The organism is Arthrobacter sp. 18067, from assembly GCF_902706295.1.
GTDB lineage: Bacteria > Actinomycetota > Actinomycetes > Actinomycetales > Micrococcaceae > Arthrobacter.
The window spans coordinates 1-22,548 of the sequence record NZ_CACSJJ010000016.1 but is presented as its reverse complement, the minus strand read 5'-3'; the positions used below and the strand labels follow the sequence as shown (position 1 = coordinate 22,548).

Genomic DNA, 22,548 nt, shown 5'->3' with positions numbered 1-22,548 from the left:
TACGCCGTTACGGAGCAGGTGCTGACACGCCCCGGGCCGCAATGAGCTCGAGCAGGTTCTCCGCTTTGAAGCCCAGAAGAGCAGCCGCGAGGCTTCCCATCAGGTCAAGTACGTACTCGCTGCTGGCACTCCCGGCCAGCACGTCCATCACCAGGCCGTCTTCCTGTGCAACCAGGGTCCGGGCGATCTTGTCCGGGTGCAGAAGGGGCGAGAATTCGCCCGAGCGGGTTCCGGCGTCGATGATTTCACGGTAGACGCGTTCCTGGGCGCTGGTGAGCTGTTCCTGGATACGGCGCTGCTCGGGGTCGCGCAGCATGTGGGGCCAGTACTCGTAGAGGATGCGGGAGACGTCGTCATCGAGGCCCGCAGTGGTTCCCGCGCTGATGACGGCGGCAAGCCGGGCTGTGGGGTCCATTCCCGGATCAACAGCTTCTGCGAGCTTTTCCAGGAACCTGTCCGAGGATGCGTGCACGGCGGCAGCGATGATCTCGGCGTGGCTGCCGAAGTAGTAGAGCACGGCGTTCGCGGCCATACCGGCTTCGGCGGCGATGGCGCGCAGCGTGGCCCCCTCGGCGCCGTCACGCGCGGCCACAGCCTGGGCTGCAGCCACGATTTCCTGTCGCCGGATTTCCTTCTTGTCGACCCTTGCCACTGCCGCTCCCCCGTGGACTCTTGAAGATTTCTGTTGACATTGACTCTAGACGGGTATTGAATGGCATTCAAATTTGAATGTGATTCAAATTACTGATTCAACGAGGAGTCTCCGTGTCACATCCCCCTTCCCCACCCATGGTCACCAAGGACCCAGCACACAAGGATCCCGCCCCTGGGGACCCAACCTCCAAGGGCCTCAAAGCCGGGTCCATCGGCATCGGCCCCACTGTCGCGCTGGGCCTGGCTGCCGTAGCTCCCGCCTACAGCCTGGCCGTGACGCTCGGCTTCGTGGTCCTGGCCGTTGGCGAGAGCACGCCGGCAGCTTTCCTGCTTGGATTCGTCCCGATCCTGTTCACGGCGCTCGCCTTCAGGGACCTGAACAAGGAGATGCCTGACTGCGGCGGTGTATTCGTCTGGATTACCCGCGTTTTCGGTCCAGCGGCAGGCTGGTTCCTCGGCGGCTGGGTTCCCCAGGTGGCCACTTTCATTGCGAGCGCGGCGCTGGCCCAGGTGGCCACCACCTATCTGCTCAATTTCTTCGGCCTGGCATGGATCGCCGCGGAGCCCATTGCCGTTTCTGCCATTGCGTGCGGGCTGGTCGTCCTGAGTGCATGGATCGCGGCGAGGGGAATCGAGCTTTCCGCTTGGGTCCAGTACGCGCTGATCGCCCTGCAGTTGGTGGCGCTCGGCGGCTTCTGCGTCGCGGCCTTCACCGCGATGGCCGCGGGGACCTCCGCCGGAACGGCAGGAGGCGGCGCCGAACAGCCAAGCCTGGCCTGGTTCAACCCGTTCGCATCCGGCGACGTTTCCGGACTCGTGTCCGGCGTCATCCTTTGCCTCTTTATCTACTGGGGCTGGGACGCGCTGATAGCCGTGAATGAAGAAACCACCGACCGCAAGGGAACGCCTGGCAAGGCCGTTGTCATCACTACCATCATCCTGCTGTTCTTCTACGTCGTAACCGCCACGGCCGCCGTCGGATTCGCCGGAACGGCGGGGATCACCGATCCGGAAACCGTCTCGGACGTCCTCTCGATCCTCGGCCCGCAAGCTGCCGGCGAGGTGTTTGGCCAAGTCATCATCCTGGCTGTAGGTCTCTCAGCGTTGGCAGCCCTGATGACCGTGGCCGTGAGCACGCCCCGGACCTGGCTGAGCATGGGCACCTACGGCGCGCTCCACCGGGCAACCACGCGGATGCATGCCAAACGCGGAACCCCCACCATCTCCATCATCTGGTGGGCGGTCATCACCATGGCAATAACGCTGGGATTGACGGCCATCAGCGCCGACTTCATCGGACTGGCCATCCTGTCGGTGGGCTTGATGATCGCGGCGTACTACGCAGCCACCGCACTGGCCTCGGTGGTGTACTTCGCACCGCTGATGCGCACCTCTGCATCCGCCCTGATCCTGAAGGGCATCCTTCCGGGCCTCGGCGCCATCCTCATGATCGGCGCGTTCGCGTACAGCGCCGTGGACATGCTGTCCCCGGAGTACGCCGGCCTGTCCTGGCTGGGCATCGGCTCGGTGTTCTGGATCGGCATCGGCGCCTTGGCCCTCGGCCTTGTGGTCACCGCGGTCTTGAGGCCCAGGCTCCGTCCCTTCTTCTCCGGCGAAACCATCCCCCGAGGGAACGTCACCACCCGCCACCAACTTCCAACAATTCTCAGCAACGAAACCGAGGCATAAATGCGCATCCTGTCCATCGCAGCAATCCAGACCAACCCCGTCCCGCACGACCTCGAGGCCACGTGGGCGCGGTTCGAGGCCCAGGCCGAGTCGGCCAAAAGGCTCGGCCCCGACGTGGACGTCATCGTGGTTCCGGAGCTCCTGCTCTCCGCACCAGGCGAGTTCCTGATGCCGGACCCGGAAGGCGAAACCCGCTCCGCCGCGCCCATCCCCAGCCCACTGACCGACCGCATCTCGGCACTGGCCCGCAGGCTCAACGTGTGGCTCGTGCCAGGCTCCCTGCTGGAAACAGACAACGGGAACACCTACAACACGGCCATCGCCGTATCACCGCAAGGCGAGGTCGTGGCCCGCTACCGGAAGCTCTTTCCTTGGCGGCCGTTCGAAACCACCACACCCGGGGATTCATTCGTCACGTTCGACATCCCCGGCTGCGGACGCATTGGCCTGGCCATCTGCTTCGACGGCAGCTTCCCGGAAGTGGCGAGGCAGCTGGCCTGGCTCGGCGCCGAAGTCATCATCCAGCCAACCCTCACCACCACACGGGACAGGGCCATGGAGATTGTCATGTCCCAGGCCAACGCCTTCGCCAACCAGGTCTACGTGGTGAACGTCAACGGCGCGTCCCCGTCCGGGGTTGGCGAGAGCGTCATCGTGGACCCCGAGGGCACCATCATGCAGCACGCCCGGGGTGGGGAAGAGATCCTCTTTGCCGTGCTGGACCTGGACCGCGTTACCCAGCTGCGCCGCTACGGCACCCACGGCATCAACCGCCCGTGGACCCAACTCCGGGACCAGGAAGGCCTGTTGTCCTTCCCGATGTTCGGCGGAGCCCACTTCCAGTCCCCGGATTGGAACGAGCCCAGCACGGCGGGCCAGCGGAGCACGGCTGCACCGGCCTGACCGGCCGAGGCTTTAACGGAAGAAGCGCACGACGGCGACAATCGGCGTCGTGCGCTTCTTTGCGTTAACAGCGGCTGCTAGACCTCGGGGCGCCGCTCGACAACTGTTTCAGGGGCGGTGCGCCGCTCAACTACCGTCCGGCGGGTCCTGCTGGACATCGCAATTGAAATAATGAGGCCGAGGACACCGACCACCATCAGGATGTAGCCCACCAGGACTTGGTCCAGGAAGGGGATGAGTCCGGGGGCGAGCGCGAAGGCCAGAATGGCTCCAACGGCAATCAGGGCAATGGAAGAACCGATTCTCATAGCGTGCTCCTCGTATCCGTTCGGCGCATGGTCAGGGAACTGTGGCCGAATCTGTACCGTCAGGATACTTATGATCTATGGGTCCCGCCAGCCACCCGAGCGCCTCCGGGGAGCCAGGGCCTCAGTGTCCGTAGCGAGCGGCCAGCCTGGCGATGGCATCTTCCGGGGTTGGCACGGGCCCGAACACCTGCTCCTGGCGGGTGGTGTCCGCAACGTACTTTCCGGTCTCGAACCACGCCACCATGCTTGCCATATCGCCAACCAGCGGAAGGATCTTCGCGGTCACTTTGCCGAGTCCTGCGATGGCGCCCGCCGGTATGGTCATCACCTTGATCGGCTTGCCTGCCCGGCGCCCCGCCACCTCCGCAGCTTCCTGGATGCTTACGGGACGGCTCCAGCCAATGTCGATGCGCTCCCCCTCGACAATGTCCGCGTCGACAGCCTCCGCGAGGTACCGCGCTACGTCGCTGGCCAGAACGAACGTCAGCCGCGCGTCCTTCGAACCCAGCCACACGAATCGCCCCTTCGCGAAGGGGTCACCGCCCATCCCAACCGCCTGGTCAAAGAAGGCGCCCGGCCGGAGGGCAACGAAGGGAACACCAAGCTCCTCGAATTTATCCTCGGCGAGCTTCTTGTTCCAGAAGTGCGGGATCTGCGGAGTCTGGTCGCTGGTGACGATGCTGATCAGCACGAAACGGGGCACGCCGGCCTGCTTTGCAGCGACCGCGAGGTTGCTGTTCCCGTAGGTATCGATCGCCTTGGCGTTCTTGTCGTTCCGGGTATAGCCGGCCGCCGTAGACACCGCCGCGGAAACTCCCGTCATCGCGGCGACCAAGGAGGCGGCGTCCAACATGTCTCCGCGCGCGATCTCAACGCCTTTGGCCTCAAGCTTGGCGGCCTTCGACTGAGGCCTCACCAGCGCGCGGACCTTCTTACCTCGTTTGAGAAGCTCGTCCACCACTTGGCCACCCAGGAATCCCGTGGCACCAACAACAAGGACAGGCAGGTCTTCGGCCACAATTTCTCCTTAGGGGTTTTGTTCCTACGGTCAGTGGTAGCACGGGGCCGGGATCCCGGCTAGACCCCAACCCGCCAGAACAGTCAGTGCACTCCCAGTGCAGTATTATGCACTTATGGACGAAAGCGCCACCACCCTCTCATTGGCTATAGGCGCCAGGGTCAAGCAGGAACGCCAAACCCGCGGCTGGACCCTTGACCAGCTGGCCGAGGCCGCCGGCGTGAGCCGCCGCATGATCGTCAATGTGGAGCAAGGTGCGGCGAACCCCAGCATTGGCACGCTGCTTCGCATCAGCGACGCCCTGGGTGTCGGGCTTCCGGCACTGGTGGAGTCGCCACTTCCGAAGCCGGTCAAAATCACCCGGAGCGGCGAAGGCGCCACACTGTGGACCAGCCCGGAGGGCGGCCAGGGAATACTTGTGGCCGGAACCGAGTCGCCGGACGTGGTGGAACTGTGGGACTGGACCCTGGGTCCCGGCGACAGCCATGGCAGCGAAGCGCATTCACAGGGCACCAAGGAACTCCTGCAGGTTCAAGCCGGCACCGTGACCGTCGATGCGGGGGAACAGGTGGTGACCCTCGAAGTGGGCGATTCCATGACCTTCCCTGGCGACATTGCCCACTCCTACGCCAACCAGGGCAGCGGGCCAGCCAGATTCATCCTCGCAGTGTTTGAACCGGGCGTAGGTTCGGGGCACCGGCAAGACGCCGACAACCCCGGCCTGGGAACCAGCTCGTGAGCGCCCCCAAAAGCGGCCCCATTCCGCCCTGGGGACTCGCTGTAGCAGCGATGCTCTCGGTGCAGCTGAGCTCTGCCTTGTCCGTGGGGCTCATCGCCGAGGTAGGCCCGGCTGGAACGGCATGGCTGCGGCTCAGCCTGGGAGCGGTCATCTTCCTGGCCATCGCCCGGCCACCCCTGCGCTCCGTTCGCCGGCACGACGTCCTGCCCCTCCTGGGACTTGGCATCGCTACCGGACTCATGACCATCATGTTCCTCGCCGCCGTGGAGCGCATCCCGCTGGGCACCACGGTCGCCATCGAATTCCTTGGCCCGCTGATTGTCGCGGCGGTCCGCAGCCACAACCGACGAGCACTGGCATGGCCACTTCTCGCGCTGCTGGGAGTCGTCCTGCTGACGGAGCCCTGGCACGGCCAAGTGGACCTGCTGGGCGTCATGTTCGCGGCCATTGCCGCGGCCGGATGGGGCGCATATATCCTGCTGACGCAACTGATCGGCGATCGCTTCACGGGCATCGGGGCGCTCTCGCTGACGGTCCCGATTGCCGCCGTGACGGCCGCCGTCGTCGGAATCCCGCAAGCAGTTGGCCACCTCGACTGGGGCATCCTCGCAGGCGCACTGGGCGTAGCCATCCTGATGCCGGTGCTGCCGTTCGTGTTGGAGCTGAAGGCGTTGCGCCGCATGACCTCCACGGCATTCGGGACACTGATGTCGCTGGAGCCGGCCTTCGGAGTACTCCTGGGGTTGTTGGTGCTGCACCAGCAACCGTCCATCATCCAATTCATCGGCATCGCGCTGGTTGTCTTCGCAGGCGCCGCCTCCCAGCGTGGCGGCAACCGGAACACGCCGCCCCTGGCCGAGCCAACCACTGTGGCACCCGCGCCGGCGGCGACATCAGCCAACCGCCCCACCAAGGAGGCATGACGCACGACGGCGACCTGCCGCCGTCGTGCGTTCCTTGCCTTGGGCGCGGTGCGCCTCAGATGGTGATGGCCACCTTGCCACGCACGTTGCCTGCATCGAAGTAACGCATGGCTTCGGGGACCTGCGCCAGGGGATAGGTGCGGTGGATGGCCGGAGTGATGGTTCCGGCTTCAAGAAGGCCGGCAAGGAACTCAAGATCCGCGGCCTTCTGCGTGCCCACAATCATGGTGAGCCGCTGCCGGATGAATGGCGAGAGAGCTGCTGCCCGCAGTTGCCTATCCATACTTCCCGTCCATGTGCCGCCTTCCTCGCCACCGGTGATCACTGCGGTCCCGGAAGGCGCGAGTGAGCGGCGGAGACGCGAAACCGAGGGGTTGCCCGCGATGTCGATGATGACGTCGTACAGCACTGATCCGTCAGCGAAGTCCTGCTTGGTGTAGTCGATGACATGATCGGCGCCAAGGGAACTCACCATGTCCACCTTCGCCGTACTGGCCACTCCGGTGACTTCAGCGCCGGCCGCCTTGGCGAACTGCACCGCGTAGCTGCCCACTCCGCCTGAGGCTCCGGTGACCAGGACTTTGACCCCCTGCGATGACGGGCCGCGGCCGGGGTCGATGCCGCCCGCACGCAAGGCGATCAGGGCGGCGCAGGCGGATACCGGCACCACTGCCGCCTGCTCGTAGCTGATGTTTTCCGGCTTGTGGGCCAACTGGCTTTCGCGGGCAGCGGAGTACTCGGCGAAGGTCCCCTTCCCTGACCCGAAGACCTGGTCGCCTGCGGCGAAGCGGGTTACTTTCGCGCCGACGGCCTCCACGGTGCCAGCGAGGTCCATCCCGGGAACAGGGTTCTTCGGGGCCTTGAACCCGTAGACCAGGCGCAACGCATACGGCAGGCCCGTCGTGACGTGCCAGGTACCGCGATCGAGCCCGGCGGCATGGACTTTCACCAGCACCTCGTTCTCTGCGATGGCGGGCCGTGGGACCTGTGCTTCATGGAGGACATCGGCAGGACCATAGCCCTCCTGCACGATGGCCCGCATGGTTGGACCGGGCAACGCCTGATCCTTGTGGCGACGTGATTCCTTGGCTTGCTGACCAGTGGTCATGGCCGGACCTTTCAGAAATTGTGGGGCTGGTACTGGGTTTACAGCTTTTCGTACGTTGTACCAATGAGATTACCGTACACTGTACTAAACTGCTAGAGGCCCAGCCCTGAACCCGAGGAGTCCCGTGTCCCCCGCAGCATCCCAGCGACTCCCCCTCAGCCGGGATCGAGTGCTTGAATGCGCCGTTGCACTCGCCGACGAGTCGGGCATAGCGGGACTGACAATCCGCACGCTCGCCCAGAGCATGGGAACCAAACCCATGTCGCTGTACTACTACGTGGCCAACAAGGACGAGATCCTGGATGGCATCGTGGACATGGTCTTCAGCGAAATCGAACTGCCGGCGCCCGAAGGAAACTGGCGCGAGCAGATGCAGCTGCGGGCCCACCGCATGAGATCTACGCTCAGGCGCCACCCTTGGGCCGTCGGGCTGCTGGAAAGCCGGACAGCGCCCGGCCCGGCAACCCTCAAGCACCACGAAGCAACGCTTGCGACGCTAAGGGCGGCGGGCTTTTCCGTGCAGCTGACCGCCCACGCCTACGCCCTCCTGGACAGCTACATCTACGGCTTCGCCGTCCAGGAAGCTGCCCTTCCTTTCGAAGGCCGCGACACCGCGGCCGAGATCACCAACCCCATCATGGAACGCTTCGCCACCGGTGAGTATCCGCGCATGGTGGAGATCGCCGTCGAACATGTCCTCAAACCCGGCTACGACTTTGGCGACGAATTCGGGTTCGGCCTGGACCTCATCCTTGACGGCCTCAGCCGCCTGGCAGGGAACGCGGACTAGGATCTGATCCATGGCCAGGATTGAGGACTACGCGATCATCGGGGACTTGAACACCGCCGCCTTGGTGGGGCGGAGCGGGTCCATCGACTGGATGTGCCTGCCACGGTTCGACTCTCCTGCCTGCTTCGCGTCCTTGCTCCACACGCCCGACGCCGGCCGCTGGCTCCTGGCTCCTGCCGGCACACCCGACGGCGGCAACAGCACCCGGCGCCACTACCGTGAGGACACCCTCATCCTGGAAACGGAATGGGAAGTGGACGGCGGCGCTGTCCGGGTCATCGACTTTATGCCGGTCCGCGATGACGCCGTGGACCTGGTGCGGATCGTGGAGGGCATTTCCGGCGAGGTGGACATGCACATGGAGCTGGTCCTGCGCTTCGACTACGGAAGCGTAGTGCCCTGGGTCCGGCACAGCAACCATGGAATCAGCGCCGTAGCCGGACCGGATTCCGCCTACCTCACCACGCATGCTCCTCTGGTCGGCCGGGACAAACGAACGTTCAGCAACTTCACCGTCCGCGCGGGAGAACGGGTCCCTTTCGTTCTGCGCTGGGCGCCAAGCCACCAACGTGAACCGCGCCGAATCGATCCCCTGCGGGCGCTTGAAGCCACGGAATCGTTCTGGTTGGAATGGATCGCACGCAGCGAGATTAAGGGCAAGTACAAGGAACCTGTCGAGCGGTCGCTGATCACCCTCAAAGCGCTGACGTATGCGCCTACCGGGGGCATCGTGGCCGCCGCAACCACCTCCCTTCCGGAGCAAATCGGCGGCCCGCGCAACTGGGACTACCGCTACTGCTGGCTGCGGGACGCCACACTGACCCTGCAATCCCTGTTGGCGGCCGGCTACACGGAGGAGGCGTCCGCGTGGCGGGACTGGTTGCTGCGCGCTATCGCCGGCGACCCATCGGAACTCCAGATTGTGTACGGGCTCGACGGCGCCAGGAGACTTCCGGAGGCAGAGATCCCGTGGCTGTCGGGTTACGAAGGTTCACAACCGGTCCGCACGGGCAACGCCGCGGCACCGCAGCTGCAACTGGATGTGTGGGGCGAGGTCCTGGATGGTCTCTCCCTCACGCGGGCGGCAGCTGCGGAAGGCATCGTGGACAACTCCTGGGACATCCAGGTCGCCCTGATGGAGTACCTCGAAGGAGCCTGGGACCAGCCGGACAACGGGCTATGGGAAGTACGCGGGCCGCGGCAGCATTTCACGCACTCCAAGGTCATGGCATGGGTGGCTGCCGACCGCATGGTCAAGGGCGTCCGAAGCTCCGGGCTCCCGGGCCCGGCCGACAGATGGGCCGCCCTCCGCAGCGAAATCCACAACGACGTCATGACCAAGGGATTCGACGAGGATCTCAACAGCTTTGTCCAGGCCTACGGCAGCAAGGAATTGGACGCGAGCTTGCTCCTGATCCCGCGCGTCGGGTTCCTTCCCCATCGGCATCCACGGGTCGCCGGAACGGTGGATGCCATCCAAAAAGGGCTGACCGACGACGGCTTGGTCATGCGGTACCGGACCCAGTCCGGCCATGACGGACTCCCCGGCGACGAAGGCGTGTTCCTTGCCTGCTCCTTCTGGTTGGTGGATGCCCTGCTGGGCATTGGCCGGTCAACCGAGGCAACCGGCCTTTTCGAGCGGCTGCTCACCCTGCGCAACGACGTTGGTTTGCTGAGCGAGGAGTGGGACCCCCGAACCCAGCGCCAGCTCGGCAACACCCCGCAGGCTTTCAGCCACTTCCCCCTCATCCACAGCGCGCTGCAGTTGCACCACGGAGAGGCCCACAAGAGCGATACTCCGCTCGGCCGCCCCAAACACCCGGGGCAATCGGGCGGCTCTAGCCTTCGGAATGATCCTCGCCTTCGTTAGGAGGCGTTTCGCCTTTATGGCTCGCTTCTTCCAGGTGAAGGTCCAGCTTGCGCTCGGCCTCACGCCGCCGCTGGCCGATGGTCCGCATCTGCTGGGTTGTGGGGTCTCCCCTGTCCTCCAACGCTCCGCCTGACGGCGCAGCGGGCTGCACATTCTCTTGTTCGCCCATAAGGAAATCGTCCCATCGCCAGTGCTTTTGCGATAGCGGCAATTGCTTGCTTGGGTGGCTGGCCCCCGGCGGGTAGCGTGAGCCCCAGACAGGTTGCCCCACTGCGAACGAACAATTCCAAGGAGCTGGCCCATGAGCAGATCCCACCGCGCGTCACACCACCAACCGGACACCGCCGTCGAACTCAACCCCCTGTTCAGCAGGCCCGGAGAATCCACCATCTTTCCCCGCTTCACCATGCCGGACGGCGAATCCCTCCCGGCCACGGCGTACCAGGTTGTCCATGACGAAGCCATGCTCGACGGGAACTCCCGGCTGAACCTGGCCACGTTCGTCGGGACGTGGATGGAGTCCGAAGCAGCGAAGCTCTATGCCGAGACGTTCGACAAGAACATGATCGACAAAGACGAGTACCCCCAAACGGCGCTCATCGAAACCCGGTGTTGGCGGATGCTGGCGGATTTGTGGAATGCGCCGGACCCGGAGAAGAGCATCGGCACCTCCACCATCGGTTCCTCCGAAGCCTGCATGCTGGGAGGGCTGGCCTTGAAGCGGCGCTGGCAACATGCCCGGCGGGCCGCAGGTGAGTCCACGGAGAAACCCAACCTCGTCCTGAGCTCCGCGGTCCAGGTGTGCTGGGAGAAATTCTGCAACTACTGGGACGTGGAGCCTCGTTTCGTCCCTGTCTCCGCCGAACATCCCACGCTGGACGGCCACGACCTGGACCACTACGTGGACGGGAACACCATCGGCGTTGTGGCTATCCTGGGCGTGACCTACACCGGACTGTATGAACCCGTGGAGCTGATCTCCAAGGCGTTGGACGACATCCAGGCACGCCGCGGCTTGGACGTCCCGATCCACGTGGACGGTGCTTCCGGAGCTATGGTGGCCCCCTTCCTGCAACCTGAAACAGCGTGGGATTTCCGGCTCCCGCGCGTAGCCTCGATCAACACCTCCGGCCACAAATACGGACTGGTGTATCCCGGCCTCGGATGGGTGGTGTGGCGGGACGCGGCGGCACTCCCCGAGGACCTGATCTTCCACGTCAGCTATCTCGGCGGGGACATGCCAACCTTTGCGCTGAACTTCTCACGGCCCGGCGCCCAGGTCCTGCTGCAGTATTACCTCTTTCTCCGTCTCGGCTTTGCCGGCTACAGGTCCGTCCAAGCTACGTCCCGGGACGTCGCGCTCTATCTTTCCAGCGAGATTGGAGCCATGGATGCGTTCACCCTATGGAGCGATGGTTCCGACATCCCTGTGTTCGCGTGGCAGCTCACCGACGGCCACACGGAGCACTGGAATCTCCACCATTTATCCGAGCGCCTGCGCATGAATGGGTGGCTTGTTCCGGCCTATCCCCTGCCTGACGGGTTGAGCGAGGTCACGGTGCAAAGGATCGTGGTCCGCAACGGTTTCACGCGCGATCTCGCGTCCAGTTTCCTGGCCGACCTCAAGAAGGAAGTGGACTACCTCGACAGCCTCACTGCACCGATGCCCACGGACAAGCAGGCCGAGGGCTTCCACCACTGACTTGGAAAGGAGACCTCCATGTGCCGACTCTTCGGACTGCACGCCGGTCCACGGCCGGTCCGCGCCACGTTCTGGCTCCTGGACGCCCCGGACAGCCTGTCCGTTCAGAGCCGGCGCGAGCCTGACGGCGCTGGCATAGGGACCTTTGATGCGGCCGGCAAGGCGCATGTGGCCAAGCAGCCTTTGGCCGCGTGGGAGGACCACGCCTTCGCCCGCGAAGCCCGCGACCTGAAGAGCACCACCTTCCTTGCCCATGTGCGGTACGCCAGCACCGGTGCGCTCACCATGGTCAACACGCACCCGTTCGAGCAGGATGGCCGGCTGTTTGCGCACAACGGCGTTCTCCACGGGCTTGGGCAACTCGATCAGCGCCTCACTGAACTCGGCGTGATGGACCTGGTGCTGGGCCAATCGGACAGCGAGCGCCTTTTCGCGCTCATCACGGCAGAAACCCGCCGCGCCGGCGGGGACGTCGGCGAGGGCATCACCCAAGCCATCGGCTGGATCGCCCGGGAATTGCCGGTGTTCAGCCTCAACTTCATCCTGACCACGGCAACAGACATGTGGGCGCTGAGATACCCGGCCACTCATGCGTTGTACGTGCTCAAGCGAAACCCTGCTGCACCGGATCCGGCAGCACCACTCGATGCCCGAAGCAAGCGGATCCATTCGCGAAGCACCGAGCTGTCCCGATCCCCGCACGTCCTTTTCGCCACCGAGCCCATGGACCACAATCCCGGCTGGCGGGCCATGGAATCCGGTGAACTGGTCCACGTGGGACCGGATCTGGCGGTGGACTCCACGCTGTCCTTCCCGGATGCGCCTGCACGGCTGCTCAGTCTGGCCGACCTTGAACCGACGGCGGCGGCGTCCCAGCAGCCTTGACCACCGCTGCAGGAGCCCGCACCAAACGCGGGCACCGCACGACGGCGAGCGGCCGCCGTCGTGCGCGTGTTGCCTTGCTGCGGTGTCAGTCTGAAACCGGGCGCTTGAGTAACACCGCCACGGTCAGGGCTGCGGCGAGGCAGAGGGCGGCGTTGACTGCGATGGCCTGCACAACGACGCTATACACATTCGCCTTCTTGGTGACCAGCCGTTCCTGAAGCTGGGCCCGCACACCGGGCGGCGGCCGCAGAGACTGACGGCCCTCCGTCCGGGCATCGGCAGTCGATGATGAGCAGGCCTTCGTCGATCAATCGTTGACGCACACCGAGGCGTGTCAGTTGTTCGTCCCCGATCCTGGCCTTCTGGTTCACGGCCATCAGCAGCTTCTTTGCTGTATGGACCGTGACGCCCATGATCGTTCCTACCTCGGCAGTTGTGACCCCTCCATCCGTGAAGTAGAGGGTGGCGGCTTCAAGTTCCCGGGCAGTCAGCCGTATCCTGAGGGGCGACAAACCGGGCGTGACCTGCGGCAGAGTGTGTTGTTCACCGCGGGCCGCGGACCTGATCGCTGCTAGCAGGGTGTGGATGGCCTCCGTTTTGCAAACGTAGGCCGATGCGCCCGCGTCGAGAACCTGGCGAATGACGGCGACGTCGGCAACTGCGCTGAGGACCACCACACTGGATCCTGCCGCGAGCAACACCCTGATCTTTGCCTGCAGCGGAATGGTGTCGCCGAGGAGAATATCCAGCACCACCACGTCGGACAGGGAATCGAGATCGGCCGAAGCCTCAGCCCAGGAGCCGAAACGGCCCACGACGACGATGTCCGGCGCCTTCATGCCGATCCAGGCCGAGAGGCACTCGCTGAGGACTGCGTGGTCTTCGATGATGTCAACCTGGATTCTCGGTGCTGCCACAACGTAGCGGTGGTACGCGAGTCCACTCATTGGTCCCCGCCCCAGCCGGAATCCTTGTGGTTCGATGCAGCGTCGCGGGAGGTCGAGTGCAGGTCCCACGCGGTGCCGATGCTTGGAGAACCAGCGGCCTGGAAGGCAAGGATCGCCGCTCCGAGCTGGGCGGCCCCCGGCCCCAGTTGCGAGGGCCGTATGGCTGGAACTCCACGCCAGGCCAGGAGTTCGGCCAACAGCGGTTCGAGTGAATCACTAAGCCGCAGCGCAGACCGCGATAGGCCGCCGCCGAGGATGATGGCAGCCGGATCAACCAAGAGCGTCAACGCCGCCAAGCCCAGCGCGAACGCCCGCAGTCCTTCATTCCAGACCAGTCCGCAGACGGGATCATCGTCCCAGCGCCGGGCGATGTCTGCGGGGGCAAACGTCGAGCCGCCTCCCCTCGCCCGGTAACGCCGAACGAGTCCCCTGCTGGAAAAGTAGACCTCAAGGCATCCTCGCTGCCCGCAACGGCACCACTCGCCGTCGGGCATCACCGGCAGGTGCCCCAACTCGCCGGCCCCGTCCGTGGATCCACGGACCAGATGACCGCCGGAGAAGATGGCGGCCCTAACCCCGGGACCCAGCTCAACGAAGGCCGTAATACCGGGTTCTCCCGGCACGGCGGCAAACGATTCCGCCAAGCCTATGGCGGCAACGGTGGTGTTGATGGCAACCGGCAACCCAAGATCCTCACGAAAGGCATCGGCCAGCCACAGGCGGGACCACGGCAGCGGTGTGTGCGTCCAGGCACCACGCGGCGCGGCTCCTATGGTCCCCGGGCCGGCAATGCCTATGCCCACCGGCACCAGGCCGTTTGCCCTCGCGTCCGTGGCAAGCGCCCGAAGAATGGCTTTGGTCCTGTGAACCACGCCATCGCCGGGCGGCCCGGTGGGACTGGACCGGCGAAACCGCGCAACACCGTCCATGCCGAACACTGCGCCCCTGATTGCTGCTTCCCCGATCTCGATCGCCAGGCCAACGGGTGCATTGCTCGAACGGCCGAAAAGGCGGCTTCCTATCATGGCTGTACCTATCTCCTTCCCTGCGGCGGCAGGATGAACAGGGCGACGCTGGGGCCCTGTGACATGGTGGAATGGCCTCTGACCATGGTCAAGTTCATATGCGCAATACGTTCAAGACGATCAATTAATGGCGTCCACCGGATTTCAGGGTGCGGCAACAATTGGACTTTGTCGGCGCTCACGGGCTCTTAGGGCGAGCTGGAGGATTATGATCGTTTTGATCAGCCAACTGTTTGAAGTGGGGTCTTGTGGGGCGCAGCGTCGAAGAACGACGACAGAACATCCTGGCAATTGTTGAGCGGGAGGGCACCCAACAGGTCCACGACCTGGCGGCGCGGCTCAACATCTCAGCTGTGACAATCCGGCGCGACTTGGAGGAACTCGCGGGACGGGGCCTTGTCCACCGGACCCACGGTTTCGTGGAACCAGCCAAGTCCCCCGGTCCTGTCGTCAACGACGGCCCCTTCACCATCGGCATGGTGGTTCCGCACAGCAACTACTACTTCGACGGCGTCATCCACGGTGCCAAAGCAGCGGCCGGAGCCGCTGGGGCGAAGCTCGTGCTAGGCGTCTCGGACTACGACAAGTCCACAGAAATGCATCAAGTTACCCGGCTGACGACCAAGGGCGTGGACGGAATTGTCATCGCCCCCACCCCTGACTTCGCCACAGGGGAACTCGATGCCGAACAACAAAAGTGGCTGGTCTCCCTCCCCGTTCCAGTGGTCTTGGTGGAGCGGCCGGTGTCTCCGTCCGGAGCCGCCTCGGTTTTGGACTCCGTCAGCTCATCACACTCGGCGGGGGCGGCCCTGGTTGTTCGCCACTTGGCTGAACTGGGCCACGAAAAGATCGCCTGCGTTTCCATCTCGGGGCCCAACTCGAACCGCATCCGGGACGGCTATATGGGAGCCGTGGAATCCACTGGCTTGACCTCGGTAGCTGTCATCGGCGAAGGAAACCCCGGCTCGGACGATGCCGCGGACGAACTCATCCGGGCGGTCAAGGATGGTGCCACGGCAGTGTTCGTGCACAACGATCAGTTGGCCGTGAAATGCATGATGTGGCTTGAAGACGCCGGCATCGAGATCCCCACCGATGTCTCCCTGGCCGGCTACGACGACGTCATTGCCGGCCTCGCCCACGTACAGCTCACCGCCGTCGCACCGTGGAAGAGCGAAGTCGGCCATCGCGCCGTCCAACGGCTCTTGAGCCGGCTGAGGCGAGGCTCCCGGGGCGGCAACTTTGCCCGCCTGGCCAGCGAGGCTACGGCCACCGAACATCTTCAGCTCATCCCACGGCTTCATATCCGCCAGTCAACAGCCCCACCCCGGAAAGGCTCGTTGGAGTCCCTGGCACCGGCCCAGCCGTTGGCCGAAGCAGCACCCGGGACCCCAACACCTTAGCTTTCATGGCTAGCGGCTGAACGTCCCTCCCCGGAAATCGTCGAGGGAACCCTGCACGGCGAGCAGGGACCAAATCCCTATCCGGCCGGGCTTGCCGGCGAAGAACTGCGCGTCCTCGGCACGGAGCGGCACGGTGGCCACCAGGCCACCGTTTCGGAAGACGGCCACCACACCCTTCTCATAGCGGGCTGTCAGTACATCGCCGGCCAGGAATGGTGCCGCAACATTGGAGTAGGGACGCCAGATCCCGTTGGGTGTTCCCAGAGTGGAGACCCGCACTGCCTTGGCAGTGGCGTCATAGACCACGGAGATGGCACCGTTGAGCACTGACTGGGTGGTCTCCGGAGTGGCGGGCTGGGCCTTCAACAGGACGCCCTGTGCCGCCGGGTTGGCGCCGATGGCTTTGAACGTAACGGACGCTTCCTGGTCCGGTCCGAAGGTCTCGTTCCAGATGAGGGGTCCCCCAACTACCGGCCGCAGCGATTTGTCCTTGATGGCGAAGTTGGCCACACCGTTCTGTCCCGTCCAGGTTCCACCCACGCGACCGTTGATCCGATCGAAGGCGTCCAGCACGGGTGTATGAACGTCGAAGGACATTGCCATGGCCGGCGCGGCCATGTAATCCGCTCCCCCGGTTTGGGAAGCGGTGATGGTGCAGGAGCCCGCTGACGCCAGGTGGACAGTGGATCCATCCACCGAGCAGGCACCGCTGCCGGCAAAGGTCACCGGCAGGTTCGACGACGACGTGGCGCTGACCGTGAAGTCCGCGTCCCCGAAGGTCTTTGCTGGCAGCGGCGCGAAACTGACAGTTTGGGCGCCCTTGGAAACGGCGAATGTTTGGGCTACCGGTTCAGCCGCCGCAAATTTCCCGTCTCCCTCCTGGGCGGCAGTGATGGTGCAGTCCCCCGCCCCGTTCAGGTGGACCACCACACCATCCACCGAGCAGGCACCGCTGCCGGCGAAGGTCACCGGCAGGTTGGACGACGACGTGGCGCTGACTGTGAAGTCCGCGTCACCGAACGTCTTGGCAGCCTGGGGCTCAAAGCTCACGGTCTGGGCCGTTTTTGCCGACGGAGCGGGCTGGTGTCCGCTCAAATTGGCTGTGTCGATGCTTGTTCCGGCGACGCTGACCTGCGACCCGGCTATCTCGGCGCCAGGGACTGCGGTTCCTTTGCCCAATGCCAGGACGATGTCGAATTCCGCGCTGGTTCCCGTTCGCGTTATCCGGAAGGAGCCGTCAGTGAACGCCGCCGTGGCGCCGGTGGCATTCAAGAGCCAGCCCCGAAGGTAGGAATCACCCTTGTGGAAAGTGAATTGGAGATTGTTTCCCACATTTTCGTAATCCACGGTGATCCCGGGCTCTGGAGCAAGCTGCCAGGACCACGAGTGGCCGGCGCCGTCCGCGAAGCGGTCACGGAAAGCGATCAGGGCTTCGGTGTCGCCGCGGTCCGTCAGGTCAACGGATGCTTCCCTGGTTGCGGTGGCTATTTGGAAGTTTCCACTGCCGTCCAGCGATACATAGCCACCTCCTTGACCGTCGTAGGCATGCGAACCGAGGGTCTTACCCTTGCCCATGGCCTGCGTTGCCTTGTTGTCCACAAGGACGCGGGAGTATTCGTTGGCGTTGGTTTGGTGCTTGCCTGGCTGCCGGGCCCAGTTGGCATCATGGCTGATGAGGGAAATTCCGAAGCTTTCGTAGCCGGACCAGCCGAGGTGGCTGTGGTTGCGGTTGTTGAGCTGTAAGAGGACGTCGTCTGCGTCGGTCAGACGGTTACGGAACGTATACGCTCCCGCTTCGTCATCGAGGACAGCCGGGTAGACCTTCGTGGAGTCATACGCCTGGCCGGGAGCGTACGATTCAGGCCAGTCGATCAGCCCCTGCGTGATAAAACCCGGCGAGTAGGACGGAGCTGCGGAACGATGGCCGACTGTCCTCTCAAACAGTTCAACCATTGGTGCCAGTTCTTCAGGCCCCGCTTGGTTCAGGTAGAGCGGGAAAGCAGTCGTCGACGTCGCGTTCCCAACTCCCCATTGGAGCCGGCTGGCGGGCTGCCGCAACGATACCGTGTGCAGGAGCAAATTGGCGGTCTCTGGCCTGTTCCAGGATGAACGAAGAGCTTCGATGCCGGCATCGAAGCTGCCCAGGATTCCGGGCAGGGACATCATTTCGGTGTAATCGAGGTAGTCGGGACCTTCCTGGAACCAGCCATGGTCCGTATGCGCGGCGTCAAGGTGCTGGCGCAACTGGTCAACAACCTTGCCGATTCGCGCGTCGCGCATGCCATAACCGGCGTCGCCCCTCACGGCGAGGTGCTGGGCAAGTTCCGCCCCTCGAACGACGGCGATCCAATTGCTGGCCTTGTCCGGCAGCGTCAAGTTGGGGTGGTTGGCGAACTCGAAGAACACGGACGTTCGCTGGAAGAAGTCCTGCGCATAGGCTCGCTGCGCATCTGACCAGCCGGTGTATGCCCAGTCGTAGGCGAGGGCAAGTTGGGAAACGGGGTTTGCGGTGTTGAGTTCCTGCTCTGCCGTGAACGGAGCTGCCGAAGCTGAAACAGTAAAAGCCTCGTAGGCAAGGTCGGCGTAGTGCGCGTCCCCGGTCACCTGGAAAACAAACGCAGCTTCGCGCGCATAGCGGTCTGGAGTGGAGGGGAATGCAGCCCTCCCCGCGTCCACACGGGCTTTAACCGAGTTCCACGCCTGCTGGGGAGTGCCCGGAACGTCGATGAGCCGGCGGATTTTCGCCAGTGACTCTGTGTTCAACCCGATCCTGGGGTGGGACAGTGTGGCACGGGATGCTGATGCCAGCAGGCCTCCATTGGCGTCGGTGAGCGCAAAGTAGGTGGCTTGGTCCGCCGTCGTGCTTCCGCCAAAGCGGGCCAGTCCGGTGGCGGCGTCGTGCGCGGCTGAAACGTTGCCTGCCGTGATGGGCTCGGAGTGGGCTACGACTTTGAGCGGCAATGCCGCGTCCCCGGCCGCCTTCCACCCCAGGTGCGTGCCGGACTCTTCCGTCGTCACGCTGAGGTAGTTGGTGTCAGTGGCGTCGGAGGAGGGTGAGCGGAGGCTGACTTCGTTGGTCCGGGCCACTTCGGTGCCGGCAGAGTCCTTGGCAACCACAACGTACTTGTAGTCCGTTGCCGGGAGCCATTCCTGGTCTGTTGCACGGGCCAGGCTGGCAGGCACCGTGCGGATCAGCGTAGTCGCGTCAACCACCAGCGGCGAACCGCCGGGTCCGCGGTGAATCTCCAAGGCGGCAGGGGTTCCGGTGGGCGCAACCATGGTCCAGTTGAGCCCGATGTCTCCAGCCGCCGTCGTCGACGTCGACAAAACTGCCGCGGACGCTGACGGCGAGATGCGGATTTCGTCGAGGTCCATGGTTCCCTGGACCGCGTCGTTGAAGGCATGCACCCGGACCTTGGTGGCTGCAGCGGGAACCGTGATCAGCCCTGAGGACTTTTCCCAGCCGTCCGTGGGGGTGTTCCGGCCAATGAAGGTCGATCCCCCGCCTCCGTCCATGATGTCGATCCTGACGCCTGCCTTGCCGTTGCCGGTGATCGAAGGAATCCGGTTGAAGAAGTCCACGGCAAACGTTCCGCCACCGGACGGCAGGGTGATGTCCTGCACCAGGGCCAGTCTGCTGGTAGGAGTATCCGTGGTGATTCGCAGTGCATTGGCACCCGCGTAGCCGGCAATGCGGCCGACGGATCCGGTGCCTGCTGCGTTCCACCTGCTCCAATTGTCCGGATCTGCGCCCGGGAAGGTTTCGAAGCCCCCATTGGTGGCCAGGTTTGAGGCGGCATCGTAGGCGGCGAGGCTGAGGTCATCGAGCTGCATGGAGCCCTGAAGGCCATCGACCATGGGCTCAACGCGGACAGTGGAAGCTCCCGTTGGAACGTCCAGGTAGCCCGTCACTTGCCTCCACGAGGCAGCCGCATCCAGCCCGAAGAACTGCGTCGGGGCGCCCGGGAAGGTGACCCGAACGCCGGCCTTGCCTGTACCGGTCAGTGTTCCCTTTTTCTGCAGGAACGTCAGCCTTAGTTTCTTTGCGGACGTAGGCAGCGCAGCGTCCTGGACCAGGAAACCGCGGCTGACGGTGGTGCCGGTGGCTATCTGAACGGCGCCGCTGCCATCCCGACCCGCCACTTTTGTGTAGGTGGCCGTTCCAGCCGGCGTCCACGTCCCCCAAGACGTGGGGCTGGACGGGCCAAATGATTCAAATGAACCGTTCACGGTCAGATTGGTGTCGTCCGCCGATGCCGGGGGCGCAGTCAAGGTTGAGCCAACGGCCAGCACGGCGGCAACAGCTACCAACTGTCGCAATGTTTTGAGTGGGGATTTCATATTTATCCTGGGGATGAGTCCGCCGGGGCGGATGTCCGGAGCGATTACCCGAGCGTTCGGCTGTTCTTTTGCGCGGTGGGATTACACGGTGGGTGGCGTGGTCGACGCGGAGACTGAACAGCCTGCAGTGGGGGGTGAACTGCATCACATTCGAGGTGCATGTCACCGTACAGCGTTGAAACGATCGAGATCAAAACAAAGTGATCATATGATCACTTTTCGTCTGCGGAATAGCTCAGTTCCCTTGCCTTCTCTGGCATATCTGGGTTTATCAATTCGATCGAAACGATCTTTACGATGTCCCCTGTTCGAACTCGACGCCTATATCCACGGCCTCCAGGAACCGGATCCTTTTGAGCTCAGGATTCTTGAATGGGCATTGGAAGACATGTTGGGCGGTTAGGTATGCGCGCTCATGTGGCAGACAGGACGACGGCGTTGATCACGTCCGCTGCAGTGGCGGCAGCCAGGTCCGGGGCCGCCAGGACTGCCGGCCATTTCCTGCCGCGGGATACCCAGCCAGTCTTCAGTCCTGCCGCACTGCCACCCGCTATGTCAGCCGTGGGGTGGTCCCCAATCATCCAGCCGCCCGACGTACTGGAGCCAAGGCGGCCGGCGGCGATGCGGAATATTTCGGCATCGGGCTTCTTCACACCAACGGCCTCGGAAATGACGACTGAGTCAACGAACGGGCCGAGGCCGACTTCGCGTACCTTCCGCGTCTGCTGCTCCGTTGTCCCGTTGGTAACGACGCCTATCTTCCATCCGGCCTCCCTGGCATTTTGGAGAGCAGTGGTTGTGGCAGCGTCCACGGTCATCTGGGTTACGTGGTCGAAAAGCAGAATCCGGACCAGAGTCTGAATCCCTAGGCCGCTTTCGAAACGCTCCTCGATGGCACGGGCCACTGATTCCCTTGGTTCGTAGCCGTCACGGTCTGCCGCAATGAGCCACGAAGTCTCAGTGGCGGATCCCCCAAGCGAGCGGACAAACCCGGACGCCCAGCTATTGAAGGCACCTGCCCTGTCCACCAAGGTGTTGTCCAGGTCGACGAGCAGCAGCATTCGCCCAGACTACCCATGATTTCGTTCGATGAATCTCATCCATGGTCCAGGCACTTTTCCACATAGCTCGTGGTATCCACATAGCGCCAAAAAGGGCGAAGAATGTCAGACCCTCATGACAGGGTTTACTTATGGGAAGCACCGGGCAGATCGTGACACGGCGGGCCAATTCGGCGCGCGCCAGTGAGCTGCTGCGTCAGCGGTCCGTGAGGTCTTTGGGCGTAGCTGCCCAGCTGGCGGATTTCAAGGGTTCGACGGCGGTAGGCACCCACACGGATCCGTCCCCAGGCGCTGGGCTGCTTCCCGGCATGGATACTGCCCACCGGGCTCCAAAGTCCTTGGCCAGGTCAGCAGAGTTCTTGGCTGCAGAGTTGGTCCCTTCGGCGGTGATTCCTGCCGGGCTCACGACTCCCGACGTCCAACTTCTGCAGTCGCCGCAGCCGGAACCCGTGCCTGCGAAATCTGTGCCCGCGTATGCCCGGCCGGTGGAACTACAACAGGAACCGGTGGAACTACGACAGGAGGAGGAGCCGGGATGCAATGGTGGCTTTGCTGCGCCTTGTGATTCCACTGCTGGCCTTGGGCCGAGCTTCGGGTCGATTGCCTCGCCGGGACTAGTGGGAGTGCTCGACATAAGCGCCGCGGCGGTGGAGTCCCTGCGTTCCTCTTCGGCCTCGGAAGCGCGCCTGTTCGGGTTCATGGAGGCCGCGGACTTTGCGGGCAGGGTAGAGGAGATCGCTAGGGCGCTGGAGTATGTGCAGGTCGTCGCGGCCCAGGCCGTGGAACGGACCCGCCAGGAAGCACAAAACTCCGAGCCCGGGAAGTCAACGGCGGTGACAGAGTGGCGGACCGGCTGGAACGAGCCGGAGCTGGGCCCCGAGACGGCGGCAGGTACCGTTGGCGGAACAGGTTCCAACAGTGAAGCAGGTTCCGTTGGCGGCGCGGTTTTCGACTGTGAAGCGGGTTCCGTTTCGGGCGCGGTTTCCGGCGGGCCGGCCTCCACTTCGAAGGTGAGCGTGCTGGATGACGGGTACCGGAACGCGGCGGAGTTCCTTCGGGCGCGGTTGCGGATCGGCATCGGGGAAGCCCGGCGCAGGCTCGCCCTGGCACCGGATGTCCTCCCCCAAACCGGGATGACCGGGCAGGAAATCCCGGCCCGCCGCGAAGTCCTCGCCGCAGCGG

The 22,548-nt window shown here is 64.1% G+C and carries 19 protein-coding genes and 1 pseudogene; 10 read left to right on the top strand and 10 right to left on the bottom strand.

Annotated features, from left to right (window positions below; translation table 11 throughout):
- Positions 1 to 7: 7 nt before the first annotated feature.
- Positions 8 to 652 carry a TetR family transcriptional regulator gene (locus GVL04_RS15885; RefSeq protein ID WP_159706320.1) on the bottom strand — a complete coding sequence of 215 codons (645 nt, stop codon included), beginning with the start codon at positions 650 to 652 and terminating at the stop codon, positions 8 to 10.
- A gap of 113 nt (positions 653 to 765) precedes the next feature.
- Between GVL04_RS15885 and GVL04_RS15880 the strand changes: the two genes are divergently transcribed.
- Positions 766 to 2,343, top strand: a complete 1,578-nt coding sequence (locus GVL04_RS15880) for an APC family permease (RefSeq protein WP_235036321.1) — start codon at positions 766 to 768, stop codon at positions 2,341 to 2,343.
- A complete protein-coding gene (locus GVL04_RS15875; RefSeq protein WP_159706318.1) occupies positions 2,344 to 3,246 on the top strand; it encodes a carbon-nitrogen hydrolase family protein in 903 nt (300 codons plus the stop codon). It begins immediately after the preceding gene.
- 77 nt (positions 3,247 to 3,323) lie between these two features.
- On the opposite strand, the gene GVL04_RS15870 is transcribed toward GVL04_RS15875, so the two are convergent.
- Both GVL04_RS15870 and GVL04_RS15865 read right to left on the bottom strand, forming a co-directional pair.
- On the bottom strand, positions 3,324 to 3,554 hold the full coding sequence (locus GVL04_RS15870; protein ID WP_159706316.1) for a DUF6458 family protein: 231 nt from the start codon (positions 3,552 to 3,554) through the stop codon (positions 3,324 to 3,326).
- A gap of 121 nt (positions 3,555 to 3,675) precedes the next feature.
- Positions 3,676 to 4,572, bottom strand: coding sequence for an SDR family oxidoreductase (locus GVL04_RS15865; RefSeq protein ID WP_159706314.1), 897 nt, complete (start codon positions 4,570 to 4,572; stop codon positions 3,676 to 3,678).
- A gap of 115 nt (positions 4,573 to 4,687) precedes the next feature.
- Between GVL04_RS15865 and GVL04_RS15860 the strand changes: the two genes are divergently transcribed.
- Both GVL04_RS15860 and GVL04_RS15855 read left to right on the top strand, forming a co-directional pair.
- Positions 4,688 to 5,311 (top strand): helix-turn-helix domain-containing protein, encoded by a 624-nt coding sequence (locus tag GVL04_RS15860; RefSeq protein ID WP_159706312.1) that lies wholly within the window; start codon positions 4,688 to 4,690, stop codon positions 5,309 to 5,311.
- A gap of 50 nt (positions 5,312 to 5,361) precedes the next feature.
- Positions 5,362 to 6,234 carry a DMT family transporter gene (locus GVL04_RS15855; protein WP_159706545.1) on the top strand — a complete coding sequence of 291 codons (873 nt, stop codon included), beginning with the start codon at positions 5,362 to 5,364 and terminating at the stop codon, positions 6,232 to 6,234.
- 55 nt (positions 6,235 to 6,289) lie between these two features.
- Here the strand turns inward: GVL04_RS15855 and GVL04_RS15850 are convergent, their stop codons facing one another.
- Positions 6,290 to 7,342 carry an NAD(P)-dependent alcohol dehydrogenase gene (locus tag GVL04_RS15850; protein ID WP_159706310.1) on the bottom strand — a complete coding sequence of 351 codons (1,053 nt, stop codon included), beginning with the start codon at positions 7,340 to 7,342 and terminating at the stop codon, positions 6,290 to 6,292.
- Between the two features lie 124 nt (positions 7,343 to 7,466).
- Here GVL04_RS15850 and GVL04_RS15845 point away from each other — a divergent pair, with 124 nt between their 5' ends.
- Positions 7,467 to 8,132, top strand: coding sequence for a TetR/AcrR family transcriptional regulator (locus GVL04_RS15845; protein WP_159706308.1), 666 nt, complete (start codon positions 7,467 to 7,469; stop codon positions 8,130 to 8,132).
- A gap of 10 nt (positions 8,133 to 8,142) precedes the next feature.
- The gene (locus tag GVL04_RS15840) at positions 8,143 to 10,002 is read left to right on the top strand and encodes a glycoside hydrolase family 15 protein (RefSeq protein ID WP_159706306.1); all 1,860 of its coding nucleotides are present in this window, start codon (positions 8,143 to 8,145) and stop codon (positions 10,000 to 10,002) included.
- Here the strand turns inward: GVL04_RS15840 and GVL04_RS15835 are convergent.
- Positions 9,971 to 10,171, bottom strand: a complete 201-nt coding sequence (locus GVL04_RS15835; RefSeq protein WP_159706304.1) for a hypothetical protein — start codon at positions 10,169 to 10,171, stop codon at positions 9,971 to 9,973. The genes GVL04_RS15840 and GVL04_RS15835 overlap by 32 nt on opposite strands.
- 132 nt (positions 10,172 to 10,303) lie before the next feature.
- Between GVL04_RS15835 and GVL04_RS15830 the strand changes: the two genes are divergently transcribed.
- Together GVL04_RS15830 and GVL04_RS15825 are read left to right on the top strand one after the other, a co-directional pair.
- On the top strand, positions 10,304 to 11,704 hold the full coding sequence (locus tag GVL04_RS15830) for a glutamate decarboxylase (RefSeq protein WP_159706302.1): 1,401 nt from the start codon (positions 10,304 to 10,306) through the stop codon (positions 11,702 to 11,704).
- Between the two features lie 18 nt (positions 11,705 to 11,722).
- Positions 11,723 to 12,589 carry a class II glutamine amidotransferase gene (locus tag GVL04_RS15825; protein WP_159706300.1) on the top strand — a complete coding sequence of 289 codons (867 nt, stop codon included), beginning with the start codon at positions 11,723 to 11,725 and terminating at the stop codon, positions 12,587 to 12,589.
- Between the two features lie 179 nt (positions 12,590 to 12,768).
- On the opposite strand, the gene GVL04_RS15820 is transcribed toward GVL04_RS15825, so the two are convergent.
- Together GVL04_RS15820 and GVL04_RS15815 are read right to left on the bottom strand one after the other, a co-directional pair.
- On the bottom strand, positions 12,769 to 13,536 hold the full coding sequence (locus GVL04_RS15820) for a response regulator (RefSeq protein ID WP_159706298.1): 768 nt from the start codon (positions 13,534 to 13,536) through the stop codon (positions 12,769 to 12,771).
- Positions 13,533 to 14,561: an ROK family protein gene (locus GVL04_RS15815; protein ID WP_159706296.1), complete on the bottom strand. Its 1,029-nt coding sequence runs from the start codon at positions 14,559 to 14,561 to the stop codon at positions 13,533 to 13,535. Before GVL04_RS15815 ends, GVL04_RS15820 begins: the two co-directional genes overlap by 4 nt.
- 248 nt (positions 14,562 to 14,809) lie before the next feature.
- On the opposite strand from GVL04_RS15815, the gene GVL04_RS15810 reads away from it, so the two are divergent.
- On the top strand, positions 14,810 to 15,964 hold the full coding sequence (locus GVL04_RS15810) for a LacI family DNA-binding transcriptional regulator (protein ID WP_159706294.1): 1,155 nt from the start codon (positions 14,810 to 14,812) through the stop codon (positions 15,962 to 15,964).
- 9 nt (positions 15,965 to 15,973) lie between these two features.
- Here GVL04_RS15810 and GVL04_RS15805 read toward each other — a convergent pair whose 3' ends face one another.
- From GVL04_RS15805 to GVL04_RS24700, 3 genes are all read right to left on the bottom strand, one after another.
- Positions 15,974 to 20,305, bottom strand: a complete 4,332-nt coding sequence (locus GVL04_RS15805; RefSeq protein WP_159706292.1) for a hypothetical protein — start codon at positions 20,303 to 20,305, stop codon at positions 15,974 to 15,976.
- Positions 20,306 to 20,718: 413 nt separating this feature from the next.
- Positions 20,719 to 21,366 (bottom strand): HAD family hydrolase, encoded by a 648-nt coding sequence (locus GVL04_RS15800; RefSeq protein WP_159706290.1) that lies wholly within the window; start codon positions 21,364 to 21,366, stop codon positions 20,719 to 20,721.
- 196 nt (positions 21,367 to 21,562) lie between these two features.
- The gene (locus GVL04_RS24700) at positions 21,563 to 21,772 is read right to left on the bottom strand and encodes a hypothetical protein (protein WP_235036320.1); all 210 of its coding nucleotides are present in this window, start codon (positions 21,770 to 21,772) and stop codon (positions 21,563 to 21,565) included.
- A gap of 217 nt (positions 21,773 to 21,989) precedes the next feature.
- Here GVL04_RS24700 and GVL04_RS24695 point away from each other — a divergent pair.
- Positions 21,990 to 22,548, top strand: a pseudogene (locus tag GVL04_RS24695) (HNH endonuclease); the annotation flags it as partial.

Excerpts from the sequence above, each read along its gene's own strand:
- GVL04_RS15835 (WP_159706304.1), bottom strand. The coding sequence starts at position 10,171 with ATGGGCGAACAAGAGAATGTGCAGCCCGCTGCGCCGTCAGGCGGAGCG.
- GVL04_RS15870 (WP_159706316.1), bottom strand. The coding sequence starts at position 3,554 with ATGAGAATCGGTTCTTCCATTGCCCTGATTGCCGTTGGAGCCATTCTG.
- GVL04_RS15800 (WP_159706290.1), bottom strand. The coding sequence starts at position 21,366 with ATGCTGCTGCTCGTCGACCTGGACAACACCTTGGTGGACAGGGCAGGT.
- GVL04_RS15855 (WP_159706545.1), top strand. The coding sequence starts at position 5,362 with ATGCTCTCGGTGCAGCTGAGCTCTGCCTTGTCCGTGGGGCTCATCGCC.
- GVL04_RS15850 (WP_159706310.1), bottom strand. The coding sequence starts at position 7,342 with ATGACCACTGGTCAGCAAGCCAAGGAATCACGTCGCCACAAGGATCAG.
- GVL04_RS15825 (WP_159706300.1), top strand. The coding sequence starts at position 11,723 with ATGTGCCGACTCTTCGGACTGCACGCCGGTCCACGGCCGGTCCGCGCC.
- GVL04_RS15875 (WP_159706318.1), top strand. The coding sequence starts at position 2,344 with ATGCGCATCCTGTCCATCGCAGCAATCCAGACCAACCCCGTCCCGCAC.
- GVL04_RS15805 (WP_159706292.1), bottom strand. The coding sequence starts at position 20,305 with ATGAAATCCCCACTCAAAACATTGCGACAGTTGGTAGCTGTTGCCGCC.
- GVL04_RS15840 (WP_159706306.1), top strand. The coding sequence starts at position 8,143 with ATGGCCAGGATTGAGGACTACGCGATCATCGGGGACTTGAACACCGCC.
- GVL04_RS15820 (WP_159706298.1), bottom strand. The coding sequence starts at position 13,536 with ATGAGTGGACTCGCGTACCACCGCTACGTTGTGGCAGCACCGAGAATC.
- GVL04_RS15830 (WP_159706302.1), top strand. The coding sequence starts at position 10,304 with ATGAGCAGATCCCACCGCGCGTCACACCACCAACCGGACACCGCCGTC.
- GVL04_RS15860 (WP_159706312.1), top strand. The coding sequence starts at position 4,688 with ATGGACGAAAGCGCCACCACCCTCTCATTGGCTATAGGCGCCAGGGTC.
- GVL04_RS15815 (WP_159706296.1), bottom strand. The coding sequence starts at position 14,561 with ATGATAGGAAGCCGCCTTTTCGGCCGTTCGAGCAATGCACCCGTTGGC.